This window comes from [Ruminococcus] torques ATCC 27756 (assembly GCF_000153925.1).
GTDB lineage: Bacteria > Bacillota > Clostridia > Lachnospirales > Lachnospiraceae > Mediterraneibacter > Mediterraneibacter torques.
Genome location: NZ_DS264345.1, coordinates 194,281 through 220,350 on the forward strand (window position 1 = coordinate 194,281; position 26,070 = coordinate 220,350).

Here is a 26,070-nt window from a genome sequence, read left to right on the forward strand (position 1 = left end):
AGGGCGGCTCCATGAGAAGGATTATTGTAGAATATGAAAAATGCGACGGCTGTAAGAATTGTTCGGCAGCATGTATGCAGGCGCACAGGAAAACGCCGGGAACAATTTATGATTTGGATCTGACCGATCCGGAAAACGAATCGAGAAATTATATTTTAAAAGGAGACGACGGCACATACAGACCTTTGTTCTGCAGGCATTGTGACGAGCCGGAATGCGTAATGTCATGTATGAGCGGGGCGCTTCAGAAAGACCCGGAAACAGGGATCGTGACATATGACGAGACAAAATGCGGATCTTGCTTTATGTGTGTGATGAATTGTCCGTTTGGTGTTCTTGAACCGGATCGGATGACAAAGAAAAAAGTGATCAAGTGTGATTTTTGTATGTCTGACGGTCAGGAACCAAACTGTGTGAAATCGTGTCCGAAAGGCGCGATCCATGTAGAGGAGGTGTGATGGATGAACTACGTGATTATCGGAACAGGAGCGGCGGGGATCATGGCCGCAAAAGAGATCAGAAAGCTGAAAAAAGATGCACAGATTACGATGATTTCGGCAGATGAGCAAGTTCATTCCCGCTGTATGCTGCACAAATATCTTTCCCACGAAAGGACGGCGGAAGAGTTGTCGTTTGTGGAAGAAGACTTTTTTGAGAAAAATCAGATCGCGGAAGTATACGGACATATTGAAGTTATCGATACGGCAAATCAGATGGTTGATACAAAGGGAGGAGAATCGATCTGTTATGACAAACTGCTCATTTCCACAGGGGCAGACAGTTTTATTCCTCCTGTAGGAGATCTTCGGAAAGCGAAAAATGTATTTGGACTCCGGCATTTGAAAGACGCGCAGGAGATCGATAAAATGGCGGAAGATGCGGAAAAAATTCTGATTATCGGATCAGGACTTGTCGGACTGGATGCAGCGTACGGATTGATCGAGCGAGGGAAAAAGGTGACTGTCGTGGAGATGGCGGAACAGATTCTTCCCGTACAGCTTGACGCACATGCGGCGAAGACATATCAGGAACTGTTTGAACAGGCAGGGGTACAATTTTATCTCGGATGCAAAGCCGAAGGCGCGGTATGCGAAGCTGACGGTATGATTCGTGCGGTTACTCTTGATACGGGAAAACAGCTTTTATGCGATCTCATCATCGTGGCGGCTGGCGTACGTCCGGCAGTCGGGTTTTTAGAAAAAAGTGAGATCGAGGTCGAACGAGGAATCAAAGTAAATTCTAAGATGGAGACAAATGTACCGAACGTATATGCGGCGGGAGATGTTACGGGATTGTCGGGCATCTGGCCGAACGCGATGAAGCAGGGACAGACGGCGGCAAGAAATATGTGCGGAGTCGGTACAGAGTATACGGATACATTTGCCGCGAAAAATACGATCAACTTTTTCGGACTGGTTACTCTTTGCCTCGGAAGGATCAGACAGGAAGAAGGGGATGAGATCTTTGTCGAGGAAGACAGAAACGTATATCGCCGTCTGATCATGAAAGACGGAGTACCGGAAGGAATTTTGCTTCAGGGAGATATTGCGCATTCGGGAATATGGCAATATATGATCAAAAGTAAGATAGATATCAGTTCTATGAAAAATAAGATTTTTAAGATTACGTTTGCTGATTTTTACGGAATCGGAGATCGTGGGAAATATGTGTGGAAAATAGACGAAAAGATGGACAAAAAGACAGACAAAAGCCGACAAAACGCTTGACGCAAGTGAATAAAACCATTAGAATATTATATGCGAATTATAGCAGAAATATTTGCAAAATTTTTTAGGAGGTCATTGTGACATGGCAAAATGGGTTTATATGTTCACAGAAGGTAACGCAACAATGAGAAACCTTCTTGGTGGAAAAGGCGCGAACCTTGCAGAGATGACAAGTCTCGGACTCCCTGTACCGCAGGGATTTACTGTAACAACAGAGGCTTGTACACAGTATTATGAAGATGGCAGAAAGATCAACGACGAAATTATGAGTCAGATCATGGACGCTATTGTTAAATTGGAAGAGATCACAGGAAAGAAATTCGGAGATAAAGAGAATCCTCTTCTTGTTTCCGTTCGTTCCGGAGCAAGAGCTTCCATGCCGGGTATGATGGATACAATTCTTAACCTCGGTCTTAACGAAGAAGTTGTAGAGACTCTTGCAGAGGCTTCCGGAAATGCTCGTTGGGCATGGGACTGCTACAGAAGATTCATCCAGATGTATTCTGATGTAGTTATGGAAGTTGGTAAGAAATACTTTGAAGAGCTTATCGACAAAATGAAAGAAGAAAAAGGCGTTACTCAGGACGTTGATCTTACAGCAGAAGATCTTAAGACTCTTGCCGGACAGTTTAAAGCTGAGTACAAAGAGAAGATCGGAGCAGATTTCCCGTCAGACGCAAAAGAGCAGTTAATGGGAGCTGTTAAAGCTGTATTCCGTTCATGGGATAACCCGAGAGCAAACGTATACCGCCGTGACAATGATATCCCGTATTCATGGGGAACTGCTGTCAACGTACAGATGATGGCATTCGGAAATATGGGAGATGACTGTGGTACAGGTGTTGCATTTACACGTGACCCTGCTACAGGAGAGAACGGACTTTTCGGAGAGTTCCTTACAAATGCACAGGGCGAAGACGTAGTTGCAGGTGTTCGTACACCGATGCACATTTCCGAGATGGAACAGAAATTCCCGGAAGCGTTCGCACAGTTCAAAGATGTGTGCAAAACACTTGAAACACACTACAGAGATATGCAGGACATGGAGTTTACTGTAGAGCATGGTAAACTGTTCATGCTTCAGACTCGTAACGGTAAGAGAACAGCTCAGGCAGCTCTTAAGATCGCTTGTGACCTTGTTGACGAGGGAATGAGAACAGAAGAAGAAGCTGTAGCTATGATCGATCCGAGAAACCTTGATACACTTCTCCATCCGCAGTTCGATGCTGCCGCACTGAAAGCCGCAACACCGATGGCAAAAGCACTTGGAGCATCTCCGGGAGCTGCTTGCGGTAAGATCGTGTTCACAGCTGACGACGCTGTTGAATGGGCTGCAAGAGGAGAAAAAGTAATCCTTGTTCGTCTTGAGACATCACCGGAAGACATCACAGGTATGAAATCCGCACAGGGTATCCTGACAGTTCGCGGTGGTATGACATCTCACGCAGCCGTTGTTGCACGTGGTATGGGTACATGCTGTGTATCTGGATGCGGAGACATCACAATGGATGAAGCAAACAAGAAATTCACATTAGCAGGAAAAGAGTTCCACGAGGGAGACAGCATTTCTCTTGACGGATCTACAGGAGCTATTTATGACGGAATCATCCCGACAGTAGATGCTACGATCGCAGGTGAGTTCGGAAGAATCATGGGATGGGCTGATAAATACAGAACAATGAAAGTTCGTACAAACGCAGATACACCGGCTGACGCTAAGAAAGCCCGCGAACTTGGAGCAGAAGGTATCGGACTTTGCCGTACAGAGCATATGTTCTTTGAAGGCAACAGAATCGACGCTTTCCGTGAGATGATCTGCTCTGAAACAGTAGAGGAAAGAGAAGCGGCTCTTGAAAAAATCCTTCCGGAGCAGCAGGGTGACTTCGAGGCTCTCTATGAGGCTCTTGAAGGAAATCCGGTTACAATCCGTTTCCTTGATCCGCCGCTTCATGAGTTCGTTCCGACAGAGGAAGAGGACATCAAGAAACTGGCTGACGCACAGGGCAAGACAGTTGATCAGATCAAAGCAATTATCGACAGCCTGCACGAGTTTAACCCGATGATGGGACATCGTGGATGCCGTCTGGCAGTGACATATCCGGAAATCGCTAAGATGCAGACAAGAGCTGTTATCCGCGCAGCGATCAATGTACAGAACGCTCATCCGGACTGGACAGTAAAACCGGAGATCATGATTCCGCTCGTAGGCGATGTAAAAGAGTTAAAATATGTTAAGAAGTTCGTTGTTGAGACAGCAGACGCTGAAATCGCAGCAGCAAACAGCAGCCTGAAATATGAAGTAGGTACAATGATCGAGATCCCGAGAGCTGCTCTTACAGCAGACGAGATCGCAAAAGAAGCTGACTTCTTCTGCTTCGGTACAAACGACTTGACACAGATGGCATTTGGATTCTCTCGTGATGACGCAGGTAAGTTCCTTGATGCTTATTACGATGCTAAGATCTTCGAGAACGATCCGTTTGCAAAACTGGATCAGACAGGCGTTGGTAAGCTGATGGATATGGCGATCACATTAGGAAAACCGGTTAATCCGAATCTTCACGTAGGAATCTGTGGAGAGCACGGCGGAGATCCGAGTTCTGTAGAATTCTGCAACAAACTTGGTCTTGACTATGTATCCTGCTCACCGTTCCGTGTGCCGATCGCAAGACTGGCAGCAGCACAGGCAGCTATCGCAAATAAATAGGAGTTCTCATAGAACTTAATTAAAAAATGAAATAAGATAAGCGTATCATTAGAAATAGTGGTACGCTTATTTTTCGGCTCTTTGTCAAGAGTTGGGGTAAAAGATTTATTACAGGGGCTGTGAAATAACAGTCTCTTTTTCTATTTGGAAAGGAAAAATTGTCTACACCTTATGAGATATTTGAATGTGGATATGCTCCGTATTTTTTTGAGGCAATCCGTCTGAACTATCCAGACTACTGTCGGGAGCTACCAACTATGAAACCGCAGATACGACCAAAAGAGCGATAGGAGGAGTTAAAGATGGAAACATCAGAAAAGGTTGTGCTAAGAGAGCAACCAGAAATAAAAGATTTGTTGCAGACTTTAATGAAACAAGGGCTGAAAAAAGAGCAAAGAAGAAGTTATCCGATTGTATTGACATCAATACAGATTTTAAGAATGGTCTACGAGACCAGAGCTGACGCAAGCTCACGCATGAGTGCCGACCAGATTTCAGATGTAGCGTTATCCTTAGAGTATGTTAAACAGTATGGCGAAGCTCACAAGGAACTGAATTACAAACAAGCCTGTCTGTTGGAACAATGTGTAGCCAGACGAAGCTATAACCTTTATTCTGATGTGCAGAGAGGGGAAATGTTGTAGTAGAAATTCCCGTACAGGCTGGCGAAAAGAAGTTCAAGTAAGCAGAAAGTAAAACTTGTCAATCCGAAGTTATACGGCAGAGGTTACGCAATCGGGGATATGGGACATACCGATTATGTGTTAGTTGTTGACGATATTGTAGCAGTTAAAGAAAAGTAAAGGAGTGAAAAAATTATGAGATTATCAAACGGGTTTGTCATTGACAAAGAAAAAACATTTGGAGAATTAAAATTTACAGCGGTGCGTGATGTATTCTTGCAGAATGAGGACGGGACACCGAGTACCCAGCTTAAAAAGCGTATCTATGATTTAAAATGCAGTCTGCATGGTGGAATTATCCCTGTGTGTGTACCGCCAGAAGTACCGTTAAGGGAATTTCCGTACAATGCAGTTGGGATACCATACGTTTGTTTGAAGTGCTTCATCAAAGGAATGAAACAGTCCATATCTGAACGATAATGGTTCACGCCAACAACTGCGATATATATTTGTTGGCGTTTGCTTCAAACTTGGAACCATCGATGTAGATATGTTGCAAATCCACATGCTCCTCGTTGAAGATTGCTTGATTGATGTCGTTAAAAATGTTTTCAATCTTATCCTGAAGTACTTCGTTGATGAAATATCCAAAGGTTCGGTATGATGGAGTATGGTGATCCATGAGATACATGAATCTGATATTGACTTTGCAGTTGTCTTCCGGTTCTCTCAGGGAGCAGTAGCCGCTGGTCATAAATCCGAAAAGTACCGTTTTTAACATGTTGAACGGATTATATCTGAGTCGTCCAGTTGTGTACTCCGGAATATCTGTCAGATACTTATTTAAATCGATTACTCCCATCAATCTGTCAAATGTTAAAACAGGATCCAGCAGATCCAAACAATCTGAAAGAAACAGTGGTAAATATCCTTGTTTTGGGTTATTATAATTTACAGTTGAAATTTTCATCGCAAGTTAATTTTAATATAAAAGAGGACCTTTCGTTCATTTTGAACGAAAAGTCCTCTTTTTCCGTAGAGACTGTTATTTCACAGCCCCTTTTTTTATCATGTTCATGATGATATAGAAAATGAAAATCTATGGAATTCATACAGAATCAGCAATTTGTTCGGAGGCTTTCTGCGGTGCTTCTCCGGACAGATTGGACAGTTTGCCGAAAGTGTGATATAATCGAGTTAGTTAAAACTAACTTAGAAAGGAGCATTGTGCATGTCTTTTTTTCAAAATACTTGTAAACCTGAAGGGATTGGCGGAAAAATTATGGTTAATATGATGAATGCCGGACATTCATCTATGGCTGAATGGGGATTTACACATATAGAGATTAGAAATGATTACAGATGTCTGGATATTGGATGTGGCGGTGGGGCAAATGTAAAAAAGCTATTAGTAAAAACCCCATACGGCAAGGTGATCGGCATTGATTATTCAGAAGTTAGTGTAATAAAATCCTCAAAAATCAATAAGGCAGAAATAGAAAATAAGCATTGTGAAATCTTGCAGGGTAATGTAATGAAACTGCCTTTCCGAAAAGAAACTTTTGATATAATTACTGCGTTTGAAACAATATATTTTTGGCCTGATATTAATGAGGCATTTAAGCAAGTATATCGAGTTTTGAAAGTCAGCGGAACTTTTATGATTTGCAACGAATCAAATGGCGAAAATTCTAAAGAAGAAAAGTGGACTAAGATTATACAGGGAATGAAAATATACAATTCTGAACAAATAAAAAAATCTTTGGAGGATGCAGGTTTTACAGACATAAAAATACACAAAAATAAAAAAGGATGGCTCTGCGTAGTTTGTAAAAAAGGATAAGATGCAGATGAAAATATAGTATTTTAGCGTAAAGGAATTACAAGTTTTATATTGAAATGAGGTGGTCATATTTGGTAACAGAAAAAGAAAAAGGGCCAGAAACTATTTTAATTGTAGATGATGATTCGGAAATTCGTGAAATTCTTCGTATTCTATTATGTAGAAATGGTTTTATTGTCAAAGAAGCTGCCGATGCGAAGGAAGCTCTGTTAAAACTAGACTCCAGTATTGACTTTTTCTTCTGTTGAGCTTATATCAAGGGTTATGAATGTGAGTTGCAGCAAGAGGTAGATGAAACATTATAAAGGAGATATGATATGGCAATAATTTTAAGGCTTGATAGAATGATGGCAGATAGAAAAATAAGCTTAAACGAACTATCCGAAAAGGTTGGTATTGCAAATGTCAACTTATCCAAAATTAAGACCGGAAAGGTAAGTGCTATTCGCTTTTCAACCTTAAATGCCATCTGTGACGCATTAGACTGTCAACCCGGCGATATTTTAGAATTTCAAAAGGACACACAAGAAGATTGATTTATTAAAAGGGGATGTGACAAAACTCAATCGAGTTTTGTCACATCCTCTTCGTGTGCCGCTGCAGGGCGGCTGTTATTCAGTTGTAAAATAAAAGAGGGCGGTAGCACTTTGGGTTATCTATCCTGTAATTCCAAACCATATCAACAATGCAATCCCTATAATCAGGAAAACAATTCCAACTTGCTTGAAGGGTTTTGCCTCATACTGCTTAAATTCATAAAACAGTAAAAATGCAACGCCAAAAAATAATATCGATATTGTTCCTTTCCATGCCGGATTTCCCTTTATTATGCACATTATCGTTAATACTTGGGTAATAGCTATTATCCATTCAAAGGCATAAACTTTTGCGTCTTTTCCTATTTTTTCATCTCGCTCGTCTTTTATTGTTCTTTGTCTTGGTGGCTGTTTCATATCGTAACTCCTCCTAATTTTTATGTTTATAGTACATGAAAGTAAAGGTTTTTGTGAACATTGAAATCGAAAAAGCAAATTCATGCGTGTTCCTTTACCGTACATGAGCATTTTCGTTTTGTTGTGAAACATATCATTTTGATTTTGCTATTTCTTACAGTTCTTAAAACCGCGAGTAGTCGCTATAATTGCAACAAAAAGTATGTAAATGCAAATCCCGAGAGAAACAACAGTTATTTCAGTTCCATAATTTGAGATTGTATTATCTTGAATAGCCGGAACTGCTCTAAACTGAATATATGAAACAAGTCCGATTAATCCAAAGTCAATTAAAGTCATAAAAATTCCTGCTTGCCTACTTACTTTTTTTACATCATATTTTGTTAATTCCTCTGCATTTTTTGTGTTAAAACCGGTAACAAGCATACTTCCCTTTCCTGTCAGCAAAATAATTGTTGCGATAATAGCAACGCCAACTATTCCCCACATAAACCAAACAAACCACATAATAGCACCTCTCCTTATTATTTATAGTTCTTGATCAAATAAGTTATTTCTGTAATGATCATACATAGCCATTGAAATAGAATGAAGAAAAAAATCGTTTCCACAAAATATGCGGGTACAAAAATCAGTATAAAGAGGGAGAGAGGGAAATTATATTTAGAAAAGAGCCGTTAAATAACATGATTTTTTCCAATGTAATTATTTGGTACTCATCAAACTTTTTTCTTCTTAAAGCAGAAAATGTATCAATAATAATTGCTACGCCAATCATTCCAAGTCCAACATATTTCATGTTTTTGTTTTGGATAAATAAAGACCATCGGCTATCAGAGAGAAAGTGATCATATTTAAATACAAATTCAGATGAAACTATAAATATTATGGCGTAAATTGCAGTAATCAAGGCTATATAAATTGCATTAGTCATAGGATTTTTTAATGATTTCATTTTCTTTCACTCTCCTTAAAAATGAATACTTCTTCAATGGTCATATGAAACAGTTGTGCAATATCATAAGCCAACCAAAGTGACGGGTCATATTTTCCGGTTTCAATAGCGTTGATTGCCTGTCTTGAAACATGAACCTTTTCTCCCAGTTTTTTTTGTGTCAGATTCTCCTTTTCACGCAATTCTTTTACTCGGTTTTTCAAAAAATCCCCCTCCCTTTATGTCATGCTAGCCTTACATTGTCATTATAGCATGTCATATATAAATGTCAAGCCAGCATGACATTTATTAAGACAGGGAAGCATTAATTTTATGTCTGAAAGAGTAAATAATCAATATAGCAAGAATTGTGAAAACACAAACCGGATTATTTGTTATATTATAATTCGTAGGGAGGCTTCTTATGGAAAATAAAACGGTTATCAGCATTGAAACGGTCATAGGTTATATTGAAGATCATCTCAGCGGAAAGCTTGATCTTGAAACTGTTGCCACAGCGGTTAATTACTCAAAATATCATTTGCATCGTATATTTACTAAAACAGTCGGGATGACAATGCACGATTATGTTCAGAGAAGGCAGCTTACCGAAGCTGCAAAGTTATTAGTATTCTCAGACAAACCGATCATTGAAATTGCTTTTATCTGCGGATATGAAAGTCAGCAATCTTTTACTACTGCTTTTACAGCTATGTATAAGACATCGCCTGCGCAATATCGTGACAAGCAGGCGTTCTACCCTTTGCTGCTGCGATTTACTTTACACGACAAAATGCAAAGCGCCGCACTAACAAAGAACGATATACGGCTTGCGGTTATGGAGGATATACCTTCCTGGATGGAGTTACTTCGGTTGGTGGTTGACGGATATCCTGTTTTAGATGAAACAGACTACTTACACAAATTAAAGATATTTATCCGAAACAGGCAGGCGTTGGTTTTGAAAGACGGAGATTTGTTGATCGGCGCTTTGGCTTTTGGTGTTTTGCCGTGCAGTATTGAATTTATGGGGATACATCCGCAATACCGAAAAAGAGGGATTCAAAAGATTTTTTTGGATGCGTTGTTGGAAGATTATTGTCCGGATCAGGATATTTCAATAACAACTTATAGGAAAGGAGACAGAGCCGATACAGGATACCGCGAAGAACTGCGGCAGCTTGGTTTTGCAGAACGAGAGCTTTTAATAGAATTCGGTTATCCAACACAGCGTTTTGTATTCCACGCAAAGCATTCAGAAACAAATAATGACAAATAGCTTTGTGAAAACAGAATAAAAATCTAATTTGTAAATTATGTGAGGAAATAACAATGTGCGTAAGAGAAATAGATCCGAAAGAAACTACGAGAACTTTGGCATTTGAGCTTTGGATGAAAGCTCCGAACCCTATGGTTACATTTTTCAAGACTTACGATGTAATGCCATTGATCAAAGTAAGCAAAAGCCGCGGTATGAAGTTCAACATGCTTCTTGACTTTTGTATAGGCAAGGCTGCTGTTTCAGTAAAAGAATTTTATTTATTGCCCGTGGGAGACAAGTTGATACAGTATGATAAACTTGCTGTTAATACGATTGTTGAAAATAAAGACGGAGAAGTTAGTTCGTGCGATATTGCCTGTACGGATAATCTTGAAAAATTTAATGCCGATTATCTAAGATATACAACAGAAGTGTGCAATACTTGTATTGACCACGATCTATCGGATGAATATATGGTCATAGGAACTTCGGCTATTGTAAATGTAGAACTGGATGGAGCTGTTGGGATGAACAGCGGAATTTTCAACAATCCTTTTATGATATGGGGAAGGTATCGCATGGACGGTGAAAAGGCTCTCTTATCAATTTCTTTTCAGTTTCACCATACGCAAATGGACGGTGCGCATGCAGGTAAATTTCTAAAGAATCTGCAGGAAGAAATTGAAAGACTGCCATATCTGTTGTCCTAAATGAAAAAAACTCTTGCCAAAAAAGATGATTTAGTATATACTACCAGAAGTTAGCTGCAACTAATCAATGGCGCTTTAAAGCGGCTGTAAACTGCCGCTTATTTTTTTGATCAAGAGTTAGCAATAACTAATCACAAGACGTCATTTGATTTGCGCGGGGCAGAAAAATATCCGTTGTCAGGAGAGAACAGCCCGGTAAAAGAAGAATGTGTCTATAAGTGTGAAGTAACAAAAGTTGTTGAAGGAGAAAAGAAGATATGATGATTGATAAACGACTTATTAGAACGGTAAGAGAAAGTAAAAAATACATTGCATGGAATGTAATATATCAATGGATATCACTTGTGGCAAACATTACGATGATGGTGAGTATTGCCGATTTGCTTTCCAGGCTATTTGCGAATACTGCAGACCGGGAAAACTTTGTCTGTACTGTAATTGTTGTGGCGGCAGCGGTAGGCATCCGCTATTTTTGTGCGGTACAATCTGCAAAAATGGGATATCTTTCTTCCAAGGCGGTAAAGAAAGTATTGAGAGAAAAGATATACAGGAAACTTCTTCGCCTGGGAAGCTCATATAAAGAGAAAGCTCAAACGTCAGAGATTGTCCAAATATCGGTAGAAGGCGTGGAACAGTTGGAAACGTATTTCGGAGCATATCTTCCCCAGTTTTTTTATGCAATGCTTGCTCCTTTGACATTATTTATTGTTCTTGGATTTGTCAATGTTCCGGCTGCGGCCGTGCTTCTTGTTTGTGTACCGCTGATACCGGCTGCGATAGCTGCAGTACAGACATGGGCAAAAAAACTGTTGTCAAAATATTGGGGACAGTACACCGCGCTTGGCGACACTTTCCTTGAGAACCTGCAAGGGCTGACGACTCTTAAAATATACCGGGCAGATGATTTTAAGAACGATGAGATGAACGTTGAGGCGGAAAAATTCCGCAAAATCACAATGAAAGTTTTAACGATGCAGCTTAACTCTATTACGATTATGGATTTGATCGCTTATGGGGGAGCGGCGCTTGGCATAGTGATGTCTGTGACTCAGTACAGTAAAGGGAATGTAAGTCTTGCGGGATGTTTATTAATTATTATGCTGTCGGCCGATTTCTTTATTCCTATGCGGCAGCTTGGTTCGTTCTTCCATATTGCAATGAATGGTATGGCGGCAGGACAAAAGATATTTCGGTTACTTGATCTGCCGGAAGCAGAAGAAAAGAAGGCAGACTGTCCGAAAGGCGATATTGTATGCCGGGATTTGCATTTTTCTTACGATAATGATCGCGAGATTTTAAGCGGGGTGAATATGACATTCAAAAGAGGCGCTTTTACAGCCATCGTAGGTGAATCGGGGTGTGGAAAGTCTACGATTTCTGCCATTCTTACAGGGAGAAATAAAGGGTATGGCGGATCGGTTTCGGTCGGAGAAACAGAATTGTCTGAAATCCGTGAAGCCGACCTTATGGAGAACATAACTTACATTAGTCACCAAAGCTATTTGTTTAAGGGAACGGTACGGGATAATCTGCTCATGGGAAAACCGGATGCATCGGACAGCGAATTGTGGGAAGTGCTTGAAAGAGTAAATCTTGCGGATTTCGTCCGTAATGAAAAAGGTCTGGACACCGGTTTGTCAGAAAAAGCGTCCAATCTGTCCGGCGGTCAATGTCAAAGGCTTGCGCTTGCAAGGGCTCTTCTCCACGATAGTCCGATATATATTTTTGATGAAGCTACTTCTAATATTGATGTTGAGAGTGAAAACGACATCATGAATGAGATACAAAATCTGGCAGAGAGCAAGACTGTTATTCTCATATCGCACCGTCTTGTAAATGTGGTAAAAGCAGATGCTATATATGTAATGGTAAACGGAAAAATAGCAGAGAGCGGAAAACATAGAGAATTATTGGAAAATAAAGCGGATTATGAAAAGTTGTGGGAAGCGCAGCAAAGATTAGAAAATTATGGAAAGGATGGTGCTGTACAATGAAAAAAAGAAGTAGGTTTACCGTTGTGACAAAACTGATCGGTCTTGTAAAACCTCTTACGGCTTATATGGCGCTTGCTGTCATAATGGGGATTGTCGGACATTTGTGCGCTTCTTTTATCACGATTTTCGGAGGGTTTGCCGTACTCGATCTTGTCGGTGTTAATGTGCCGTTTAGTTTGACGATCATTTTTATATCTCTGGCGATATTCTCGGTCCTTCGTGCGGCGCTTCGTTATGCAGAGCAGGCGTGCAATCATTTTATCGCATTTAAACTTTTGGCTCTCATACGAGATAAAGTATTTCAAGCTCTTAGAAAGCTATGTCCCGCCAAATTAGAAAGCAAAGATAAAGGGGATTTGATTTCAGTCATTACATCAGATATCGAACTTTTGGAAGTATTCTATGCTCATACCATTTCTCCGGTATTGATCTGGTTTTTCTTTACTTTGATCATGACGGCTTTTATTGCGTCGTACCATATTTGGCTTGGCGGGCTGGCTCTCATCGCCTACCTGACGATCGGAGTGATCATTCCTTTGATTATTTCTAAGATCAGCGGTGACGATGGAATGAAGTTTCGCAGCAAGTCCGGCGCACTTTCCGGTTTTGTATTAGATAGTTTACGTGGACTTTCTGAGACGATCCAGTATGGTCAGGGACAAAAACGTCTTGCAGAAATGAATAAAAAAACAGATGAACTTTCCGCAGATGAAGAGAGAATGAAGAAAATTGCCGGTCGAAATATAGCGGTTACAAATACGGTAATCTTAATATTTGACTTTATGATGCTTTTTCTTTCCGCATATTTATATCAGACAAACGCGATAGGATTTGACGGGATATTGATCTGTACGCTTGCACTGTTTTCATCTTTCGGACCGGCAATAGCGCTTGCTAATTTAGGCAGCACTTTGCAAAACACTTTCGCATCCGGCAGCCGCGTACTTGATATTTTAGAGGAAGAGCCTCTTGTAGAAGAGATTAAAGATGAAAAAGAGGTTTCGTTTAACGGTGCCAAGGCGGAAAACGTAACTTTTGCTTATAAGGACGAAATAATTCTTGACAACCTTTCAGCAGATATTCCGAAAAATTCAGTTGTTGGGATCGTGGGCAGAAGCGGTAGCGGTAAATCCACTCTTCTTAAACTATTTATGCGATTTTGGAAGGTGGAGAATGGAAGCGTCAAACTTTCCGATACTGATATAGAGCATATCAATACTGCAAATCTTAGAAATATGGAAAGTTTTGTGACACAGGAAACACATTTGTTTCACGACAGCATAAAAAATAATATAAGAATTGCAAAACTAAATGCAACAGATGAAGAAATAAAGGCTGCTTGTCAAAAAGCTTCTGTTCATGAGTTTATTATGACTTTGCCGCAAGGTTATGATACACAGGTAGGAGAGCTGGGTGATACGCTTTCAGGCGGTGAAAGACAGCGGATCGGTCTTGCCCGTGCTTTTTTACACGACGCGCCGTTTATGCTACTTGACGAGCCTACAAGTAATTTAGATAGTTTAAATGAAGCTGTCATACTTAGATCTTTACATGAAGAACGGAATGGAAAAACGGTTGTGCTCGTATCACACAGAGAGTCTACGATGCGAATTGCCGACAAGATATATTCGGTAGAGCATGGGAGAATGAGCTGATAAGAAAAATGTCATGTAAACCATACTGTTGAAACAAAAAAAGAAAAAAGAGATAGGAGAAAGAAGATGAATATAAAAAAGATACTTTACATTATTTTTGGGTGTATAAGCTTTGGACTGGGCGCAGTGGGCGCAGTGCTACCGGTTCTTCCGACGTTTCCGTTTTTGATTTTTGCCGCTTTTTGTTTTGCGAGAAGTTCTAAGAAGTTAGACAAATGGTTTAAGGGAACAAAATTATATAAAAATAATCTTGAAACTTATGCAAAAGGTCAGGGGATGACGAGGAAAACAAAAGTTCGGATCATGATCACAGTGACATTTTTAATGTCTTTTGGCTTTTTTATAATGTTTAGAAAAAACCTTTATATACCTTGTTCGATACTTTTCGGTGTCTGGCTGTTTCATATTTTGTATTTTACGTTTGGTGTAAAAAGATATATTCCGAAGGAGAATGAAGGGATATGAAAAGGATTTTAAATACACTTTTGTTTCTTACATTTATTTTGACATTGCTTGTGCCGATCACCGGGGTACATATTCATAAGCTGGCATCCGTAATTTTTCTAATACTTTGTCTTGTACATACAGGAGTTTATTGGAAGAAGATGAATATTTTCAGGTTTTTTGTGCTTGGCTTAATATTTGAGGTGTTTCTGACAGGACTGTTCGGCATGATATTTAAACAATATCCGATAATTTTGTCAATTCATACGATCAGTTCTATTGCAGTTGTTTTCTTTTTGGCAATACATATTTTTGTATTTAAGAAAAAGATTTGTTATAGTTTAAGATCACATGCGCATAATGCGAATAAATAAAAAAAAGGAATCATCGGAAAAGAAGAAAAGGCTTAAAATTGATTCTTGACATTTATAAAGTCGGGTGGTATACTGTGAAAAATTTAATAATATATTAAACCGTTGAAGCGGAGATAACGTCAATGATGCCTTTACAGAGAGTCCGGGTAGCTGAGAGCCGGATGAGAAACAAGTTGGCAAATGGACCGCTGAGGGTGCAGTCAAATGGATGTTTTCCAGAGTATTCTGCAACGTGTGGGCATACGTCAGTTGCCGGGGATATGTTGGTATCCTGCTAAGTGCACAGGGAATCCTGTGAATGCAAGGTGGCACCGCGGATAGTGTCGTACTTTTTATTTATGTACACGATTCGTCCTTGACAGATTTATTTTTTTCTGTCAGGGGCGTTTTTTTTATTCCCATAAATTCCTCTGACAAGATTGCAACGAAAAGTAGTGTAATGATTTCTGGATCGGAGGTATGAAGTATGAATGTTTTACCGACACAAGAAGAAGTCAGAAGAATCGCTTCAACCGGAAAATATAAAGTGATACCGGTCAGCTGCGAAATACTTTCTGATTTCACAACTCCTATCGAAACGTTAAGGAGATTGAAAAATGTATCTATGCGCTGTTATATGCTGGAATCTGCATATGCAAATGAAACAAGGGGACGTTACACGTTTCTCGGTTTTGATCCCATTATGGAGATACGTTGTGCGGACGGAGAGATGACCGCCGGAATACTGAAGTTACAAACAGAGCATCCGTCAGCGTATTTACGCCAGATTCTCTCTGAATACAAAAGTCCTTGCTTTTCTTATCTTCCGCCGTTTACCGGAGGTCTTGCGGGATATTTTTCCTACGATTATTTTGGATATAGCGAAGCGTCGGCAAAAGGGCAAGTGGAAGATACAGAAAAATTTCCGGATGTAGATTTGATGCTGTTTGACAAAGTAATAGCGTTCGATCATTTCAGACAGAAGATCATTCTTATTGTCAATATGAAACTGCATGATGTTGAAAGTGAATACAATAAAGCGGTCATGGAACTAAAACAGCTTGCTCATCTGTTAAAAAACGGGGAAAAGAAGAAAGAAACCGGCGGAAAGCGTCAGGAAAAAGTTACGGCGGCGTTTGGAAAAGAACAGTTTTGCGATATGGTTCAAAGCGCAAAAAAACATATTTATGAAGGAGATATTTTTCAGATCGTATTATCGAATATGTTATCAGCGCCTTATGAGGGAAGCCTCATCAATGCTTATCGGGTTCTTAGGACAACGAATCCTTCTCCGTATATGTTTTATTTTTCAGGAACAGATCTTGAGGTGGCAGGCGCTTCACCGGAAACATTGGTTAAATTGGAGAACGGAACGCTTCATACGTTTCCAATGGCAGGAACGAGACCAAGAGGAAGAGATGAGACGGAAGATAAAGCGCTGGAAAAAGAACTGCTGACAGATGAAAAAGAGTTGGCAGAGCACAACATGCTAGTAGATCTGGGGAGAAACGATCTTGGGAAAATCAGCCGGTTCGGCACTGTGAAAGTAGAAAAATTACATTCTGTGGAGCGGTTTTCCCATGTCATGCATATAGGCTCTTCGGTGAGCGGGAAAATAAAAGAGGAGTACGATGCTTTGGATGCCATAGAAGCGGTACTGCCGGCAGGAACACTTTCAGGAGCGCCGAAGATCCGGGCTTGTCAGCTGATCGGCGAACTGGAGAACAACAAACGGGGCATTTATGGCGGCGCCGTCGGTTATATTGATTTTGCGGGAAATATGGATACCTGTATTGCAATCCGCATGGCATATAAGAAAAACGGAAAGGTTTTTGTAAGAAGCGGAGCCGGGATCGTAGCAGATTCCGTACCGGAACGAGAATATGAAGAGTGTTTAAATAAAGCAAAAGCTACATTGAAAGCGCTGGAACTTGCAGAGGAGGTGGAAGAATGATTTTACTCATTGATAATTATGACAGCTTTTCCTATAACCTTTATCAGATGATCGGCGAGATAGAACCGGATGTGAAGGTTGTCCGTAATGATGAAATATCTGTGGATGAAATCCGACGTCTGAAGCCGGAGAGGATCATTCTTTCACCCGGACCCGGCAGACCGGAAGATGCAGGGATACTCATAGAAGTTGTAAAAGAACTTGGGAAAGAAATTCCAATCCTCGGTGTCTGCCTGGGACATCAGGCAGTCTGCGCGGCCTTTGGAGCGAAAATTACTTATGCAAAAAAGCAAATGCACGGAAAGCAGTCTCAGATAAAAGTCGATACCGAAACGTTGTTGTTTTCAGGCTGCTCACAGAGCATTTTGGCTGCAAGATATCATTCTCTTGCGGCAGACGCCGACACGATTCCGGACAGTCTCTATGTTACCGCCTCCACAAAAGACGGAGAAATCATGGCGATACAGCATAAGGAATATCCGATTTACAGTGTGCAGTTCCATCCGGAATCCATTATGACACCGGAGGGAAGACAAATACTTAGAAATTTTATACAAGGAGGAATAAGATATGATCAAAGAAGCGATCGTAAAAATTGTAAATAAGGAAGATCTCACATATGACGAGGCATATACAGTTATGAATGAAATTATGAGCGGACAGACATCCGAGACGCAGAATGCGGCTTTCCTTGCTGCACTGTCAACCAAAAGCGCCAGAGCAGAGACGACAGATGAAATTGCCGGATGTGCGGCTGCCATGAGAGCACATGCGACTCGTGTGGAGACCGGAATGGAATTGTTTGAAATCGTAGGAACAGGCGGGGATCATGCACAGAGTTTTAATATTTCGACTACAGCGGCATTGGTGGCAGCGGCGGCAGGAATGAAGGTTGCCAAGCACGGAAATCGGGCGGCATCCTCCCAATGCGGAACGGCAGACTGTCTGGAAGCTCTCGGAGTTAATATTCACCAGAATCCGAAAAAGTGTCTGGAACTGTTAAATGAGGCAGGAATGTGCTTTTTCTTTGCACAGGAGTATCATACTTCCATGAAATATGTGGGGGCAATACGAAAAGAATTAGGTTTTCGTACCGTTTTCAATATTTTAGGCCCGTTGACAAACCCGGGAACACCTACGATGCAGCTGCTGGGAGTATATGACGAGTATCTCGTGGAACCTTTGGCGCAGGTATTGCTCGATCTCGGCATCCGACGGGGGATGGTAGTATACGGACAGGATAAGCTGGATGAAATTTCTATGAGTGCAGCGACGACCGTATGTGAGATTCGGGACGGATGGTTTCGGACTTTTGTTCTCACACCGGAAGAATTCGGGTTTGAACGCTGCAGTAAAGAAGATTTAAAAGGCGGCACACCGAAAGAAAATGCAGAGATCACGCTTGCAATCTTAAAAGGGGAGAAAGGTCCTAAGAGAAATGCCGTATTGCTCAATGCCGGAGCGGCGCTTTATATCGGCGAAAAAGCGGACAGTATAAAGGCGGGAATTGCACTGGCAGAAGAACTTATTGATTCAGGAAAAGCATTGGATACGCTGCAAAAGCTGATCGAAGGAAGCAATCGTGGGGAGGGGTGTGTATGACGATTTTAGAACAGCTTGCCGGCTATGCCAGAGAACGAACCGAAAAAGCAAAACAGAAACGCCCGCTTTCGACGTTGAGGCAACAGGCCTTTTCAATGCCGAAAGGAAGTTTTGCATTTGAAAATGCGATAAAAAAGCCGGAGCTTTCTTTTATCTGTGAATGTAAAAAGGCGTCTCCATCCAGAGGGATCATCGTTAGTGATTTTCCATATATACAGATTGCAAAAGAGTATGAGAACGCCGGAGCAGACTGTATTTCCGTATTGACAGAACCAGGATGGTTTTTAGGGAAGGATGCATATCTTAGAGAAATCGCCGAAGTAGTATCTATTCCTTGTCTGCGAAAAGATTTTACCGTAGATGAATATATGCTCTATGAAGCAAAAGTGTTGGGGGCATCAGCGGTACTTCTGATCTGTTCTATATTAAGTGAGCGGCAGATTCAGGAATATATCGGTATCTGTGATGAGATGGGGATTTCGGCTTTGGTAGAGGCACATGATGAAAAAGAAGTGACAATGGCGGTTCGTGCCGGGGCGCGTCTTATAGGAATCAACAATCGGAATTTAAAAGATTTTACAGTAGATACAGACAATAGCCGCAGGTTTCGTGAAATGATTCCGCCGGAGATACTGTTTGTTTCGGAAAGTGGAATTTGCAGCGCCGAAGATGTGAAAAGATTGCGTGAGATCGGCACAGATGCGGTGCTGATCGGAGAAGCGCTTATGAGAACAGAAAACAAGGCGGAAAAGCTGGCTTGGCTAAGAGGTGCTATATGACAAAAATAAAATTTTGCGGTTTGTCCCGTCGGTGTGATATTGAAGCGGTAAACGAACTGAAACCGGAATATATCGGATTCGTATTTGTAAAGACAAGTAAAAGATATGTTTCCTTTGAAAAAGCGGAGGAATTAAAAAGCCTGCTGGATCCAAAGATCAAGGCGGTCGGAGTTTTTGTAAATGAAGATTTAAAACGAATCGAAGAAATTTGCGATAAAAAGGTGATCGACATCGTTCAGCTTCATGGGCTAGAAGAAGAGAAGGAACTGAACTATCTGAGAAGCCGTATTGTTCAGCCGGTCATCAAAGCTTTTTGTATAAAAAAGGAAGAAGATGTCAGACAAGCGGAAAGAAGTCCGGCGGATTTTATTTTATTGGATTCCGGTGCCGGAACCGGAAGAACTTTTGAATGGGAGTGGATAAAACATATGGAAAGACCGTATTTTCTTGCAGGAGGAATCCATATAGATAATGTAGAAAAAGCGCTGGAGCAGTTAAAACCTTATGCGATCGATGTAAGCTCCGGAATCGAAACAGAGGGACGAAAAGATAAAAGAAAAATGGCAGCGATTATGACAGCAGTCAGAAAGGAACGAAAATTATGACGAATCAAAAAGGACGTTTTGGTACTCATGGCGGGCAATATATCCCGGAAACATTGATGAATGCAGTGATCGAATTGGAAGCAGCATATGAGTATTACAAAAATGATCCGGAATTTAACCGGGAACTCACAGAACTTTTCAACGAATATGCAGGCAGACCTTCCAGACTGTATTATGCAGAGAAGATGACGAAAGCTCTTGGGGGAGCAAAAATATATCTGAAACGAGAGGATCTCAACCATACGGGCGCTCATAAGATCAATAATGTGCTTGGACAGGCATTGCTTGCAAAAAAAATGGGAAAGACAAGATTGATCGCGGAAACCGGAGCCGGACAGCATGGAGTTGCAACTGCAACGGCTGCCGCGCTTATGGGGATGGAATGTGTCGTGTTTATGGGAGAAGAAGATACGATCCGGCAGGCTTTGAACGTATATCGGATGCGGCTGCTTGGAGCGGAAGTGATCCCTGTAACGACAGGGACGGCAACTTTAAAAGATGCCGTTTCGGAAGCGATGCGTGAATGGACCTCCCGGATCGCCGATACGCACTACTGTCTCGGATCGGTTATGGGACCCCATCCGTTTCCTACGATTGTCCGTGATTTTCAGGCAGTTATTTCAAAAGAGATCAAAGAGCAGATCCTTCAAAAAGAAGGGCGGCTTCCGGATGCGGTGATTGCATGTGTCGGAGGCGGTTCAAATGCGATCGGCAGCTTTTATCATTTTATTGAGGACAAAAAAGTCCGCCTGATCGGCTGTGAAGCGGCAGGCAGGGGAATTGATACCGATGAAACCGCGGCTACGATCACGACAGGGAGACTTGGGATTTTTCATGGTATGAAATCTTATTTTTGCCAGGATGAATATGGGCAGATCGCTCCGGTATATTCTATTTCCGCCGGACTGGATTATCCGGGAGTAGGCCCGGAACATGCCTATCTGCATGATATGGGAAGAGCGGAATATGTGCCGGTGACGGATGAAGAAGCCGTTTGGGCGTTTGAATATCTGGCAAAGACAGAAGGGATCATTCCGGCGATCGAATCGGCGCATGCAGTTGCTCATGCAATGAAAGTCGCGCCGTTGATGAGTCCGGAAAAGATAATCGTAGTTACGATTTCCGGCAGAGGAGATAAAGACTGTGCGGCGATCGCCCGATACAGAGGGGAGGATATTTATGAGTAATATCAAGAATGCGTTTAAGAACAAAAAAGCATTTATTGCATTTTTCACCTGTGGAGATCCGGATCTGGAAACAACGAAAAAAGCGATCCGATCAGCAGTAAAAAACGGTGCGGATCTGATAGAGCTTGGGATTCCGTTCTCTGATCCGACCGCGGAAGGCCCGGTTATTCAGGCGGCAAATTTAAGAGCTTTGAAAGGTGGGATCACTACCGATAAAATTTTTGCGTTCGTAAGAGAACTGCGCAAAGACATAGATGTACCGTTTGTTTTTATGACGTATACGAATGTGGTATTTTCTTATGGTGTAGAAAAATTTGTTTCAGAGTGTCAAAAGAGCCGGATTGACGGACTGATCCTGCCGGATCTTCCATTTGAAGAAAAGGAAGAATTTCACCCGATCTGTGCCGGATATGGGGTGGATCTGATCTCTATGGTTGCTCCGACTTCTGAAAAGCGGATCGCAAAGATAGCAGGAGAGGCGGAAGGATTTTTGTATGTTGTCTCGAGCCTCGGCGTGACGGGGATGAGAAGTGAGATTACGACAGACCTGACTTCCATTGTGGCGACCATTCGTGAAAACACCCGGATTCCGTGTGCGGTCGGCTTTGGAATCTCCACGCCTCAACAGGCAGCCGCGATGGCAGAATATGCGGATGGAGTGATCGTAGGATCTGCGATCGTAAATATAATGGAAAAGTATGGGAAGGATGCGCCGCAATATGTCGGCGATTATGTGAAAGAGATGAAAAAAGCGCTGTCTGTATATTGATATAGAGGGCAGAAAAACTGGAAAATATGTTTTTCCTAAGATATACTATGTCATAGTAACAGCATTTTAAAGTAGGATTAAGGTGATACGTTTATTTTTAAATAGAAATATAGTTCGCTGTGAGTAAAGGAAAAAGATAAGTGAAGCGGGCGGAAACAGGAGATATATATTATGCGGTTATTATTGGCAGAAGATGAAAGAGCGCTGTCAAAAGCGCTGACAGCGATTTTGGAAAGAAATAATTACTCAGTGGATGCAGTTTATGACGGTCAGAGCGCATTGGACTATCTGGAAGCGGATAATTATGATGGGGTAGTCTTAGACATTATGATGCCTAAAGTGGATGGACTGACAGTGTTAAGGAAAGTTCGGGAAAGGGGGAATCTGATTCCGATTCTGTTGTTGACAGCCAAATCAGAAGTGGATGATAAAGTAGAGGGATTGGATGCCGGAGCAAATGATTATCTGGCAAAACCTTTTCATTCAAAAGAACTGCTGGCAAGAATCCGGGCAATCACAAGAGCGCAGACGGCACAGGCAAATTCCAAATTGAAGATGGGAAATGTCACGCTGGATCGGGCGGCATTTGAACTTTCTACAAGTAAGGGAAGTTTCCGCCTTGCCAATAAAGAATTTCAGATGTTGGAGCTTTTAATGTGCAATCCGCATCAATTAATTTCTTCTGAACGGTTTTTGGAAAAAATATGGGGATATGACAGTGAAGCAGAGATAAATGTAGTTTGGGTATATATTTCTTATTTGAGGAAGAAGTTGTCTGCTCTCCACGCAGATATTCAGATCAAAGCGACGAGAAATGCAGGATATTCTCTGGAGGAGCGGTCATGATAAAAAAACTTCGTATTAAACTCATCGTAGCGTCCATGATATCTTTGTTTCTTGTACTTTTTATCATAGGAGGGATTGCAGGTGTTTTAAACTACAGGAAGATCGCAGAAGATGCTGATCGAATTCTTGAAGTTTTGGAAAAAAATGCAGGACATTTTCCGAAAATGATTCCGGGAAACGAAAAAGGGGACAGACATGGGATCTCACCGGAGATCCCTTATGAATCCAGATATTTTTCTGTTCTATTGGATGAAAAAGGAGAGGTTATTTTAACAGATACGTCAAAGATTGTATCCATAGACACAGAAAATGCAATAGAATACGCATCAGAAGTTTGGGCAAGAGGAAAAGAAAAAGGATTTATGGATCATTATCGCTATTGGAAGACGTCTTATGGCGGGGAGATACGTGTTATTTTCTTAGATTGCAGGAGACAGCTGGATAATTTCCTGAACTTTTTGTTTACTACAATGATCGTATCTTTCATAGGGCTATTATCGGTTTTGTTTTTGATGATTTATTTTTCCGGGCGTATTGTCAAACCGTTTTCTGATAATTATGAAAAGCAGAAGCGGTTTATTACGGATGCGGGGCATGAATTAAGGACACCCTTGACGATTATTGAAGCAGACACGGAGGTTTTGGAAATGGACTTCGGTGAGAATGAATGGCTGCAGGATATTCGGGAACAGACAAAAAGACTTGCGGATCTTACAGGTTCTTTAGTTATGCTTTCCCGTATGGAAGAAGGGCAGAATGGAAATTTGAAAGTAGAGTTTCCTTTATCTGATATGGTGGAAGAGGTATGTCATACTTTTCAGGCGCCGGCGAAGATACAGGGAATCTGTATGAAAACTGCGATTACACCTATGATTTCTATAAAAGGCGATGAAAAAGCAATCCGAAGTCTGATAACGATTTTGCTTGATAATGCCGTCAAATATACGAATGAAAGGGGGAGGATTGACGTTACTCTCGGGAAAAAGAAAAACCGTATTTATCTGTCTGTATTTAATACGACAGAATATATTTCAAAAGAACAGACTTCTCGTTTATTTGATCGTTTTTATCGGACAGATATTTCCAGAAATTCCCAGACAGGAGGATACGGACTTGGACTTTCTATAGCAGCGGCGACAGCAGATTCTCACAAGGGAAAGATCATGGCAGAAACAGAAGATGAAAAATCGCTGCGTATTACAGTGACTTTTCCGGGGCAATGATGAATAAACAGTACATGAGAAGCGTCAAAGAGATCTCTGTACTGATAATATCGAATATGCAAAAGGCAGTAAATCTCAGGTTAATAACCTAGGGTTTACTGCCTTTTTAAGATGATTTTGTCTTAAAGTACAATTAAGGTACAGCGTGTACGATATTCCTGTCAATAAAAACGGATAATTTATTTCATCAAGGAGTTTGACGTGGGAAGTTGAAGGTTTTGATGGGATAGAACAGATGGAGGGAACATTTAGATGGAGATGAAGAAACAAAAAAAGATAATAGGTGGGATGATTTTAGTTTTGGCAGTGACAGCCTGCGCCTCTTTTTTTAAATCGGCGGCAGAAGAAATTGCACAGGAAGAAACGTCAGAAATATATCAAAATGAAATAAAGACCATTTATACCGAAGCGTATCAAGATGAAGTGGAAACACAGATTGAAGAAGAAAAAAGCAGCGGAGCATACACAGAGGATAATATGCTGATAAAAGAAAATCCATATGGAACAAATACCTTGTCTTTATACGTTTATTTTACTACGCAGGAGCCGGTATCTGTTTCTTACAATGTTTCAGTTCCGGATTTGTCTATCGGTGACTTTTCACAAACGCCGGAAGGGGAAGGAAGATTTGATACGGAACATGAGTTTCAGGTTATGGGGTTGATACCGGAAGAATGTAATACTATTACATTTACTTTGACAAAAGAAGATGGAAGCGTGGAGATATATTCTTATGTACATGAAATGGGAGAATTGTCCGGAAAAGAGGAGATTCAGCTGAAACAAACAGAAGCAGCCGAAGGGAGTGAAACTGTTTTAGACGGGTTATACGTCGTTTTAGGAAATGACAGTGATGAAGAAGATTTCATGTATTATTACGATAATTCCGGTGTGCTCAGAGGAGAAATTCCGTTGATCGGTTACAGGAGCCACAGGCTTTTATTCCGGGATGATTGTATGTATTACAGTATATCAGAAAGCAAAATTGCGGCGGTGAATCATCTTGGAAAAGCAGAGAAGATTTATGATACGGGTACATACAGTCTTCATCATGATTATGTGTTTGATGATGATGGAAATTTGCTTGTTTTGGCAACAGACACTGAAAGCGACAGTGTGGAAGATCAAATTATTCAGATTAATACGCAGACAGGTGAAGTTAGCTGTGTGCTCGATTTGGGAGAGTTATTTTCTGATTATAAAGAAGAATGTACGGAAAATGAAGATGGAGAATTGGATTGGATACATATAAACACGATACAGTGGATAGGGGACGATGCCGTTTTACTAAGCTCCAGAGAGACTTCGACTATTTTGATGATCGAAGATATTTATGATACTCCTCAGATAACATATATGATTGGGGAGGAGAGTTTCTGGGAAGGAACAGGATATGAGGAATTGTTGCTTGAAAAAGATGAGAGTGCGGGAACATTTTCCAATACGGGAGGGCAGCATTCTGTCACATATGTACAAGATGATTCTTTAAATGCAGGAGAATATTATCTCTATCTGTTTAATAATAATTTCGGAGTAAGTAAGTCGAAACCTGCTTATGATTGGGAACAGATAGAAGGAATCGAAACATCGATGAAAGAAGGAGAGGAATCCTATTATTATAAATATAAAGTAAATGAAAATAATGGAACCTATTCCCTGATACAATCTTTTAAAGTTCCATATTCTGCTTATGTCAGCAGTGCACAGGAGTATAAGGGAAATATTATTATAGATTCCGGTATGCAGGGAATTTTCGGAGAATATGACGCATCGGGGAATATCATTCAAGAATTTGAGATGGAACTTGCCGATGAATATATTTACCGTGTATATAAGTATGATTTTGCGGACTTCTATTTTGAAAAGCAGTAGAAATATATGGCGGGATTTTAAGTAAAATT

At 41.0% G+C, this 26,070-nt stretch carries 27 protein-coding genes and 4 pseudogenes; 26 read left to right on the forward strand and 5 right to left on the reverse strand.

What is annotated here, in order from left to right; genetic code table 11:
• Positions 1 to 11: 11 nt before the first annotated feature.
• The 7 genes and pseudogenes from RUMTOR_RS02115 to RUMTOR_RS02135 all read left to right on the forward strand — a co-directional run.
• On the forward strand, positions 12 to 458 hold the full coding sequence (locus tag RUMTOR_RS02115; RefSeq protein ID WP_004845399.1) for a 4Fe-4S dicluster domain-containing protein: 447 nt from the start codon (positions 12 to 14) through the stop codon (positions 456 to 458).
• A 3-nt stretch (positions 459 to 461) separates the two neighbouring features.
• On the forward strand, positions 462 to 1,727 hold the full coding sequence (locus RUMTOR_RS02120; protein WP_004845400.1) for an NAD(P)/FAD-dependent oxidoreductase: 1,266 nt from the start codon (positions 462 to 464) through the stop codon (positions 1,725 to 1,727).
• Positions 1,728 to 1,809: 82 nt separating this feature from the next.
• On the forward strand, positions 1,810 to 4,434 hold the full coding sequence (gene ppdK, locus RUMTOR_RS02125; RefSeq protein ID WP_004845402.1) for a pyruvate, phosphate dikinase: 2,625 nt from the start codon (positions 1,810 to 1,812) through the stop codon (positions 4,432 to 4,434).
• Positions 4,435 to 4,592: 158 nt separating this feature from the next.
• Positions 4,593 to 4,724 carry a DUF6075 family protein gene (locus RUMTOR_RS13360; RefSeq protein ID WP_227070054.1) on the forward strand — a complete coding sequence of 44 codons (132 nt, stop codon included), beginning with the start codon at positions 4,593 to 4,595 and terminating at the stop codon, positions 4,722 to 4,724.
• 119 nt (positions 4,725 to 4,843) lie between these two features.
• Positions 4,844 to 5,024: pseudogene (locus RUMTOR_RS13975) on the forward strand (MSCRAMM family protein); the annotation flags it as partial.
• A pseudogene (locus RUMTOR_RS12630) lies at positions 5,022 to 5,237 on the forward strand (DUF961 family protein); the annotation flags it as partial. The pseudogenes RUMTOR_RS13975 and RUMTOR_RS12630, both read left to right, overlap by 3 nt.
• 15 nt (positions 5,238 to 5,252) lie before the next feature.
• Positions 5,253 to 5,471 (forward strand): annotated as a pseudogene (locus RUMTOR_RS02135) (DUF961 family protein); the annotation flags it as partial.
• A 91-nt stretch (positions 5,472 to 5,562) separates the two neighbouring features.
• Here RUMTOR_RS02135 and RUMTOR_RS02140 read toward each other — a convergent pair.
• Positions 5,563 to 6,027, reverse strand: a pseudogene (locus RUMTOR_RS02140) (transposase); the annotation flags it as partial.
• A 261-nt stretch (positions 6,028 to 6,288) separates the two neighbouring features.
• Between RUMTOR_RS02140 and RUMTOR_RS02145 the strand changes: the two are divergent.
• The 3 genes from RUMTOR_RS02145 to RUMTOR_RS02150 all read left to right on the forward strand — a co-directional run bounded on the left by RUMTOR_RS02145 (position 6,289) and on the right by RUMTOR_RS02150 (position 7,436).
• Complete coding sequence (locus RUMTOR_RS02145; protein ID WP_004845407.1) at positions 6,289 to 6,900, forward strand: class I SAM-dependent methyltransferase; 612 nt, start codon at positions 6,289 to 6,291, stop codon at positions 6,898 to 6,900.
• A gap of 71 nt (positions 6,901 to 6,971) precedes the next feature.
• Positions 6,972 to 7,148 carry a response regulator gene (locus RUMTOR_RS12635; RefSeq protein ID WP_009243145.1) on the forward strand — a complete coding sequence of 59 codons (177 nt, stop codon included), beginning with the start codon at positions 6,972 to 6,974 and terminating at the stop codon, positions 7,146 to 7,148.
• 69 nt (positions 7,149 to 7,217) lie between these two features.
• Positions 7,218 to 7,436, forward strand: a complete 219-nt coding sequence (locus RUMTOR_RS02150) for a helix-turn-helix domain-containing protein (RefSeq protein ID WP_004845409.1) — start codon at positions 7,218 to 7,220, stop codon at positions 7,434 to 7,436.
• Between the two features lie 120 nt (positions 7,437 to 7,556).
• On the opposite strand, the gene RUMTOR_RS02155 is transcribed toward RUMTOR_RS02150, so the two are convergent.
• From RUMTOR_RS02155 to RUMTOR_RS02170, 4 genes are all read right to left on the reverse strand, one after another.
• A complete protein-coding gene (locus tag RUMTOR_RS02155) occupies positions 7,557 to 7,853 on the reverse strand; it encodes a DUF6442 family protein (RefSeq protein WP_009243144.1) in 297 nt (98 codons plus the stop codon).
• Between the two features lie 147 nt (positions 7,854 to 8,000).
• Positions 8,001 to 8,360, reverse strand: a complete 360-nt coding sequence (locus tag RUMTOR_RS02160) for a DUF3784 domain-containing protein (protein WP_004845411.1) — start codon at positions 8,358 to 8,360, stop codon at positions 8,001 to 8,003.
• 124 nt (positions 8,361 to 8,484) lie between these two features.
• Positions 8,485 to 8,808, reverse strand: coding sequence for a hypothetical protein (locus tag RUMTOR_RS02165; RefSeq protein ID WP_004845412.1), 324 nt, complete (start codon positions 8,806 to 8,808; stop codon positions 8,485 to 8,487).
• Entirely contained in the window at positions 8,805 to 9,011 is a 207-nt protein-coding gene (locus RUMTOR_RS02170; protein WP_004845413.1) for a helix-turn-helix transcriptional regulator, read from the reverse strand. Before RUMTOR_RS02170 ends, RUMTOR_RS02165 begins: the two co-directional genes overlap by 4 nt.
• A 200-nt stretch (positions 9,012 to 9,211) precedes the next feature.
• Between RUMTOR_RS02170 and RUMTOR_RS02175 the strand changes: the two genes are divergently transcribed.
• The 16 genes from RUMTOR_RS02175 to RUMTOR_RS02250 all read left to right on the forward strand — a co-directional run bounded on the left by RUMTOR_RS02175 (position 9,212) and on the right by RUMTOR_RS02250 (position 26,041).
• Positions 9,212 to 10,066, forward strand: coding sequence for a helix-turn-helix domain-containing protein (locus RUMTOR_RS02175; protein ID WP_004845414.1), 855 nt, complete (start codon positions 9,212 to 9,214; stop codon positions 10,064 to 10,066).
• A gap of 53 nt (positions 10,067 to 10,119) precedes the next feature.
• The gene (locus tag RUMTOR_RS02180) at positions 10,120 to 10,758 is read left to right on the forward strand and encodes a CatA-like O-acetyltransferase, family 2 (RefSeq protein ID WP_004845415.1); all 639 of its coding nucleotides are present in this window, start codon (positions 10,120 to 10,122) and stop codon (positions 10,756 to 10,758) included.
• Positions 10,759 to 11,015: 257 nt separating this feature from the next.
• Positions 11,016 to 12,752 carry an ABC transporter ATP-binding protein/permease gene (locus RUMTOR_RS02185; protein ID WP_004845417.1) on the forward strand — a complete coding sequence of 579 codons (1,737 nt, stop codon included), beginning with the start codon at positions 11,016 to 11,018 and terminating at the stop codon, positions 12,750 to 12,752.
• Entirely contained in the window at positions 12,749 to 14,407 is a 1,659-nt protein-coding gene (locus tag RUMTOR_RS02190) for an amino acid ABC transporter ATP-binding/permease protein (protein WP_004845418.1), read from the forward strand. Before RUMTOR_RS02185 ends, RUMTOR_RS02190 begins: the two co-directional genes overlap by 4 nt.
• 66 nt (positions 14,408 to 14,473) lie before the next feature.
• Entirely contained in the window at positions 14,474 to 14,872 is a 399-nt protein-coding gene (locus RUMTOR_RS02195; RefSeq protein ID WP_004845419.1) for a YbaN family protein, read from the forward strand.
• On the forward strand, positions 14,869 to 15,225 hold the full coding sequence (locus RUMTOR_RS02200; protein WP_004845420.1) for a hypothetical protein: 357 nt from the start codon (positions 14,869 to 14,871) through the stop codon (positions 15,223 to 15,225). Before RUMTOR_RS02195 ends, RUMTOR_RS02200 begins: the two co-directional genes overlap by 4 nt.
• 466 nt (positions 15,226 to 15,691) lie before the next feature.
• Entirely contained in the window at positions 15,692 to 17,158 is a 1,467-nt protein-coding gene (gene trpE / locus RUMTOR_RS02205; RefSeq protein ID WP_004845422.1) for an anthranilate synthase component I, read from the forward strand.
• Positions 17,155 to 17,763, forward strand: coding sequence for an anthranilate synthase component II (locus tag RUMTOR_RS02210; RefSeq protein WP_004845423.1), 609 nt, complete (start codon positions 17,155 to 17,157; stop codon positions 17,761 to 17,763). The genes trpE and RUMTOR_RS02210 overlap by 4 nt, the downstream gene beginning before the upstream one ends.
• Complete coding sequence (gene trpD, locus RUMTOR_RS02215; protein WP_004845424.1) at positions 17,729 to 18,760, forward strand: anthranilate phosphoribosyltransferase; 1,032 nt, start codon at positions 17,729 to 17,731, stop codon at positions 18,758 to 18,760. The genes RUMTOR_RS02210 and trpD overlap by 35 nt, the downstream gene beginning before the upstream one ends.
• Entirely contained in the window at positions 18,757 to 19,539 is a 783-nt protein-coding gene (gene trpC / locus RUMTOR_RS02220) for an indole-3-glycerol phosphate synthase TrpC (protein WP_004845425.1), read from the forward strand. Before trpD ends, trpC begins: the two co-directional genes overlap by 4 nt.
• Entirely contained in the window at positions 19,536 to 20,144 is a 609-nt protein-coding gene (locus RUMTOR_RS02225) for a phosphoribosylanthranilate isomerase (protein ID WP_004845426.1), read from the forward strand. The genes trpC and RUMTOR_RS02225 overlap by 4 nt, the downstream gene beginning before the upstream one ends.
• The gene (gene trpB / locus RUMTOR_RS02230) at positions 20,141 to 21,331 is read left to right on the forward strand and encodes a tryptophan synthase subunit beta (RefSeq protein ID WP_004845427.1); all 1,191 of its coding nucleotides are present in this window, start codon (positions 20,141 to 20,143) and stop codon (positions 21,329 to 21,331) included. The genes RUMTOR_RS02225 and trpB overlap by 4 nt, the downstream gene beginning before the upstream one ends.
• Positions 21,324 to 22,100 carry a tryptophan synthase subunit alpha gene (gene trpA / locus RUMTOR_RS02235; RefSeq protein WP_004845428.1) on the forward strand — a complete coding sequence of 259 codons (777 nt, stop codon included), beginning with the start codon at positions 21,324 to 21,326 and terminating at the stop codon, positions 22,098 to 22,100. Before trpB ends, trpA begins: the two co-directional genes overlap by 8 nt.
• Positions 22,101 to 22,271: 171 nt before the next feature.
• Positions 22,272 to 22,946, forward strand: coding sequence for a response regulator transcription factor (locus RUMTOR_RS02240; protein ID WP_004845429.1), 675 nt, complete (start codon positions 22,272 to 22,274; stop codon positions 22,944 to 22,946).
• Entirely contained in the window at positions 22,943 to 24,169 is a 1,227-nt protein-coding gene (locus RUMTOR_RS02245) for a sensor histidine kinase (RefSeq protein ID WP_004845430.1), read from the forward strand. Before RUMTOR_RS02240 ends, RUMTOR_RS02245 begins: the two co-directional genes overlap by 4 nt.
• A 252-nt stretch (positions 24,170 to 24,421) precedes the next feature.
• A complete protein-coding gene (locus tag RUMTOR_RS02250; protein ID WP_004845431.1) occupies positions 24,422 to 26,041 on the forward strand; it encodes an aryl-sulfate sulfotransferase in 1,620 nt (539 codons plus the stop codon).
• Positions 26,042 to 26,070 lie beyond the last annotated feature (29 nt).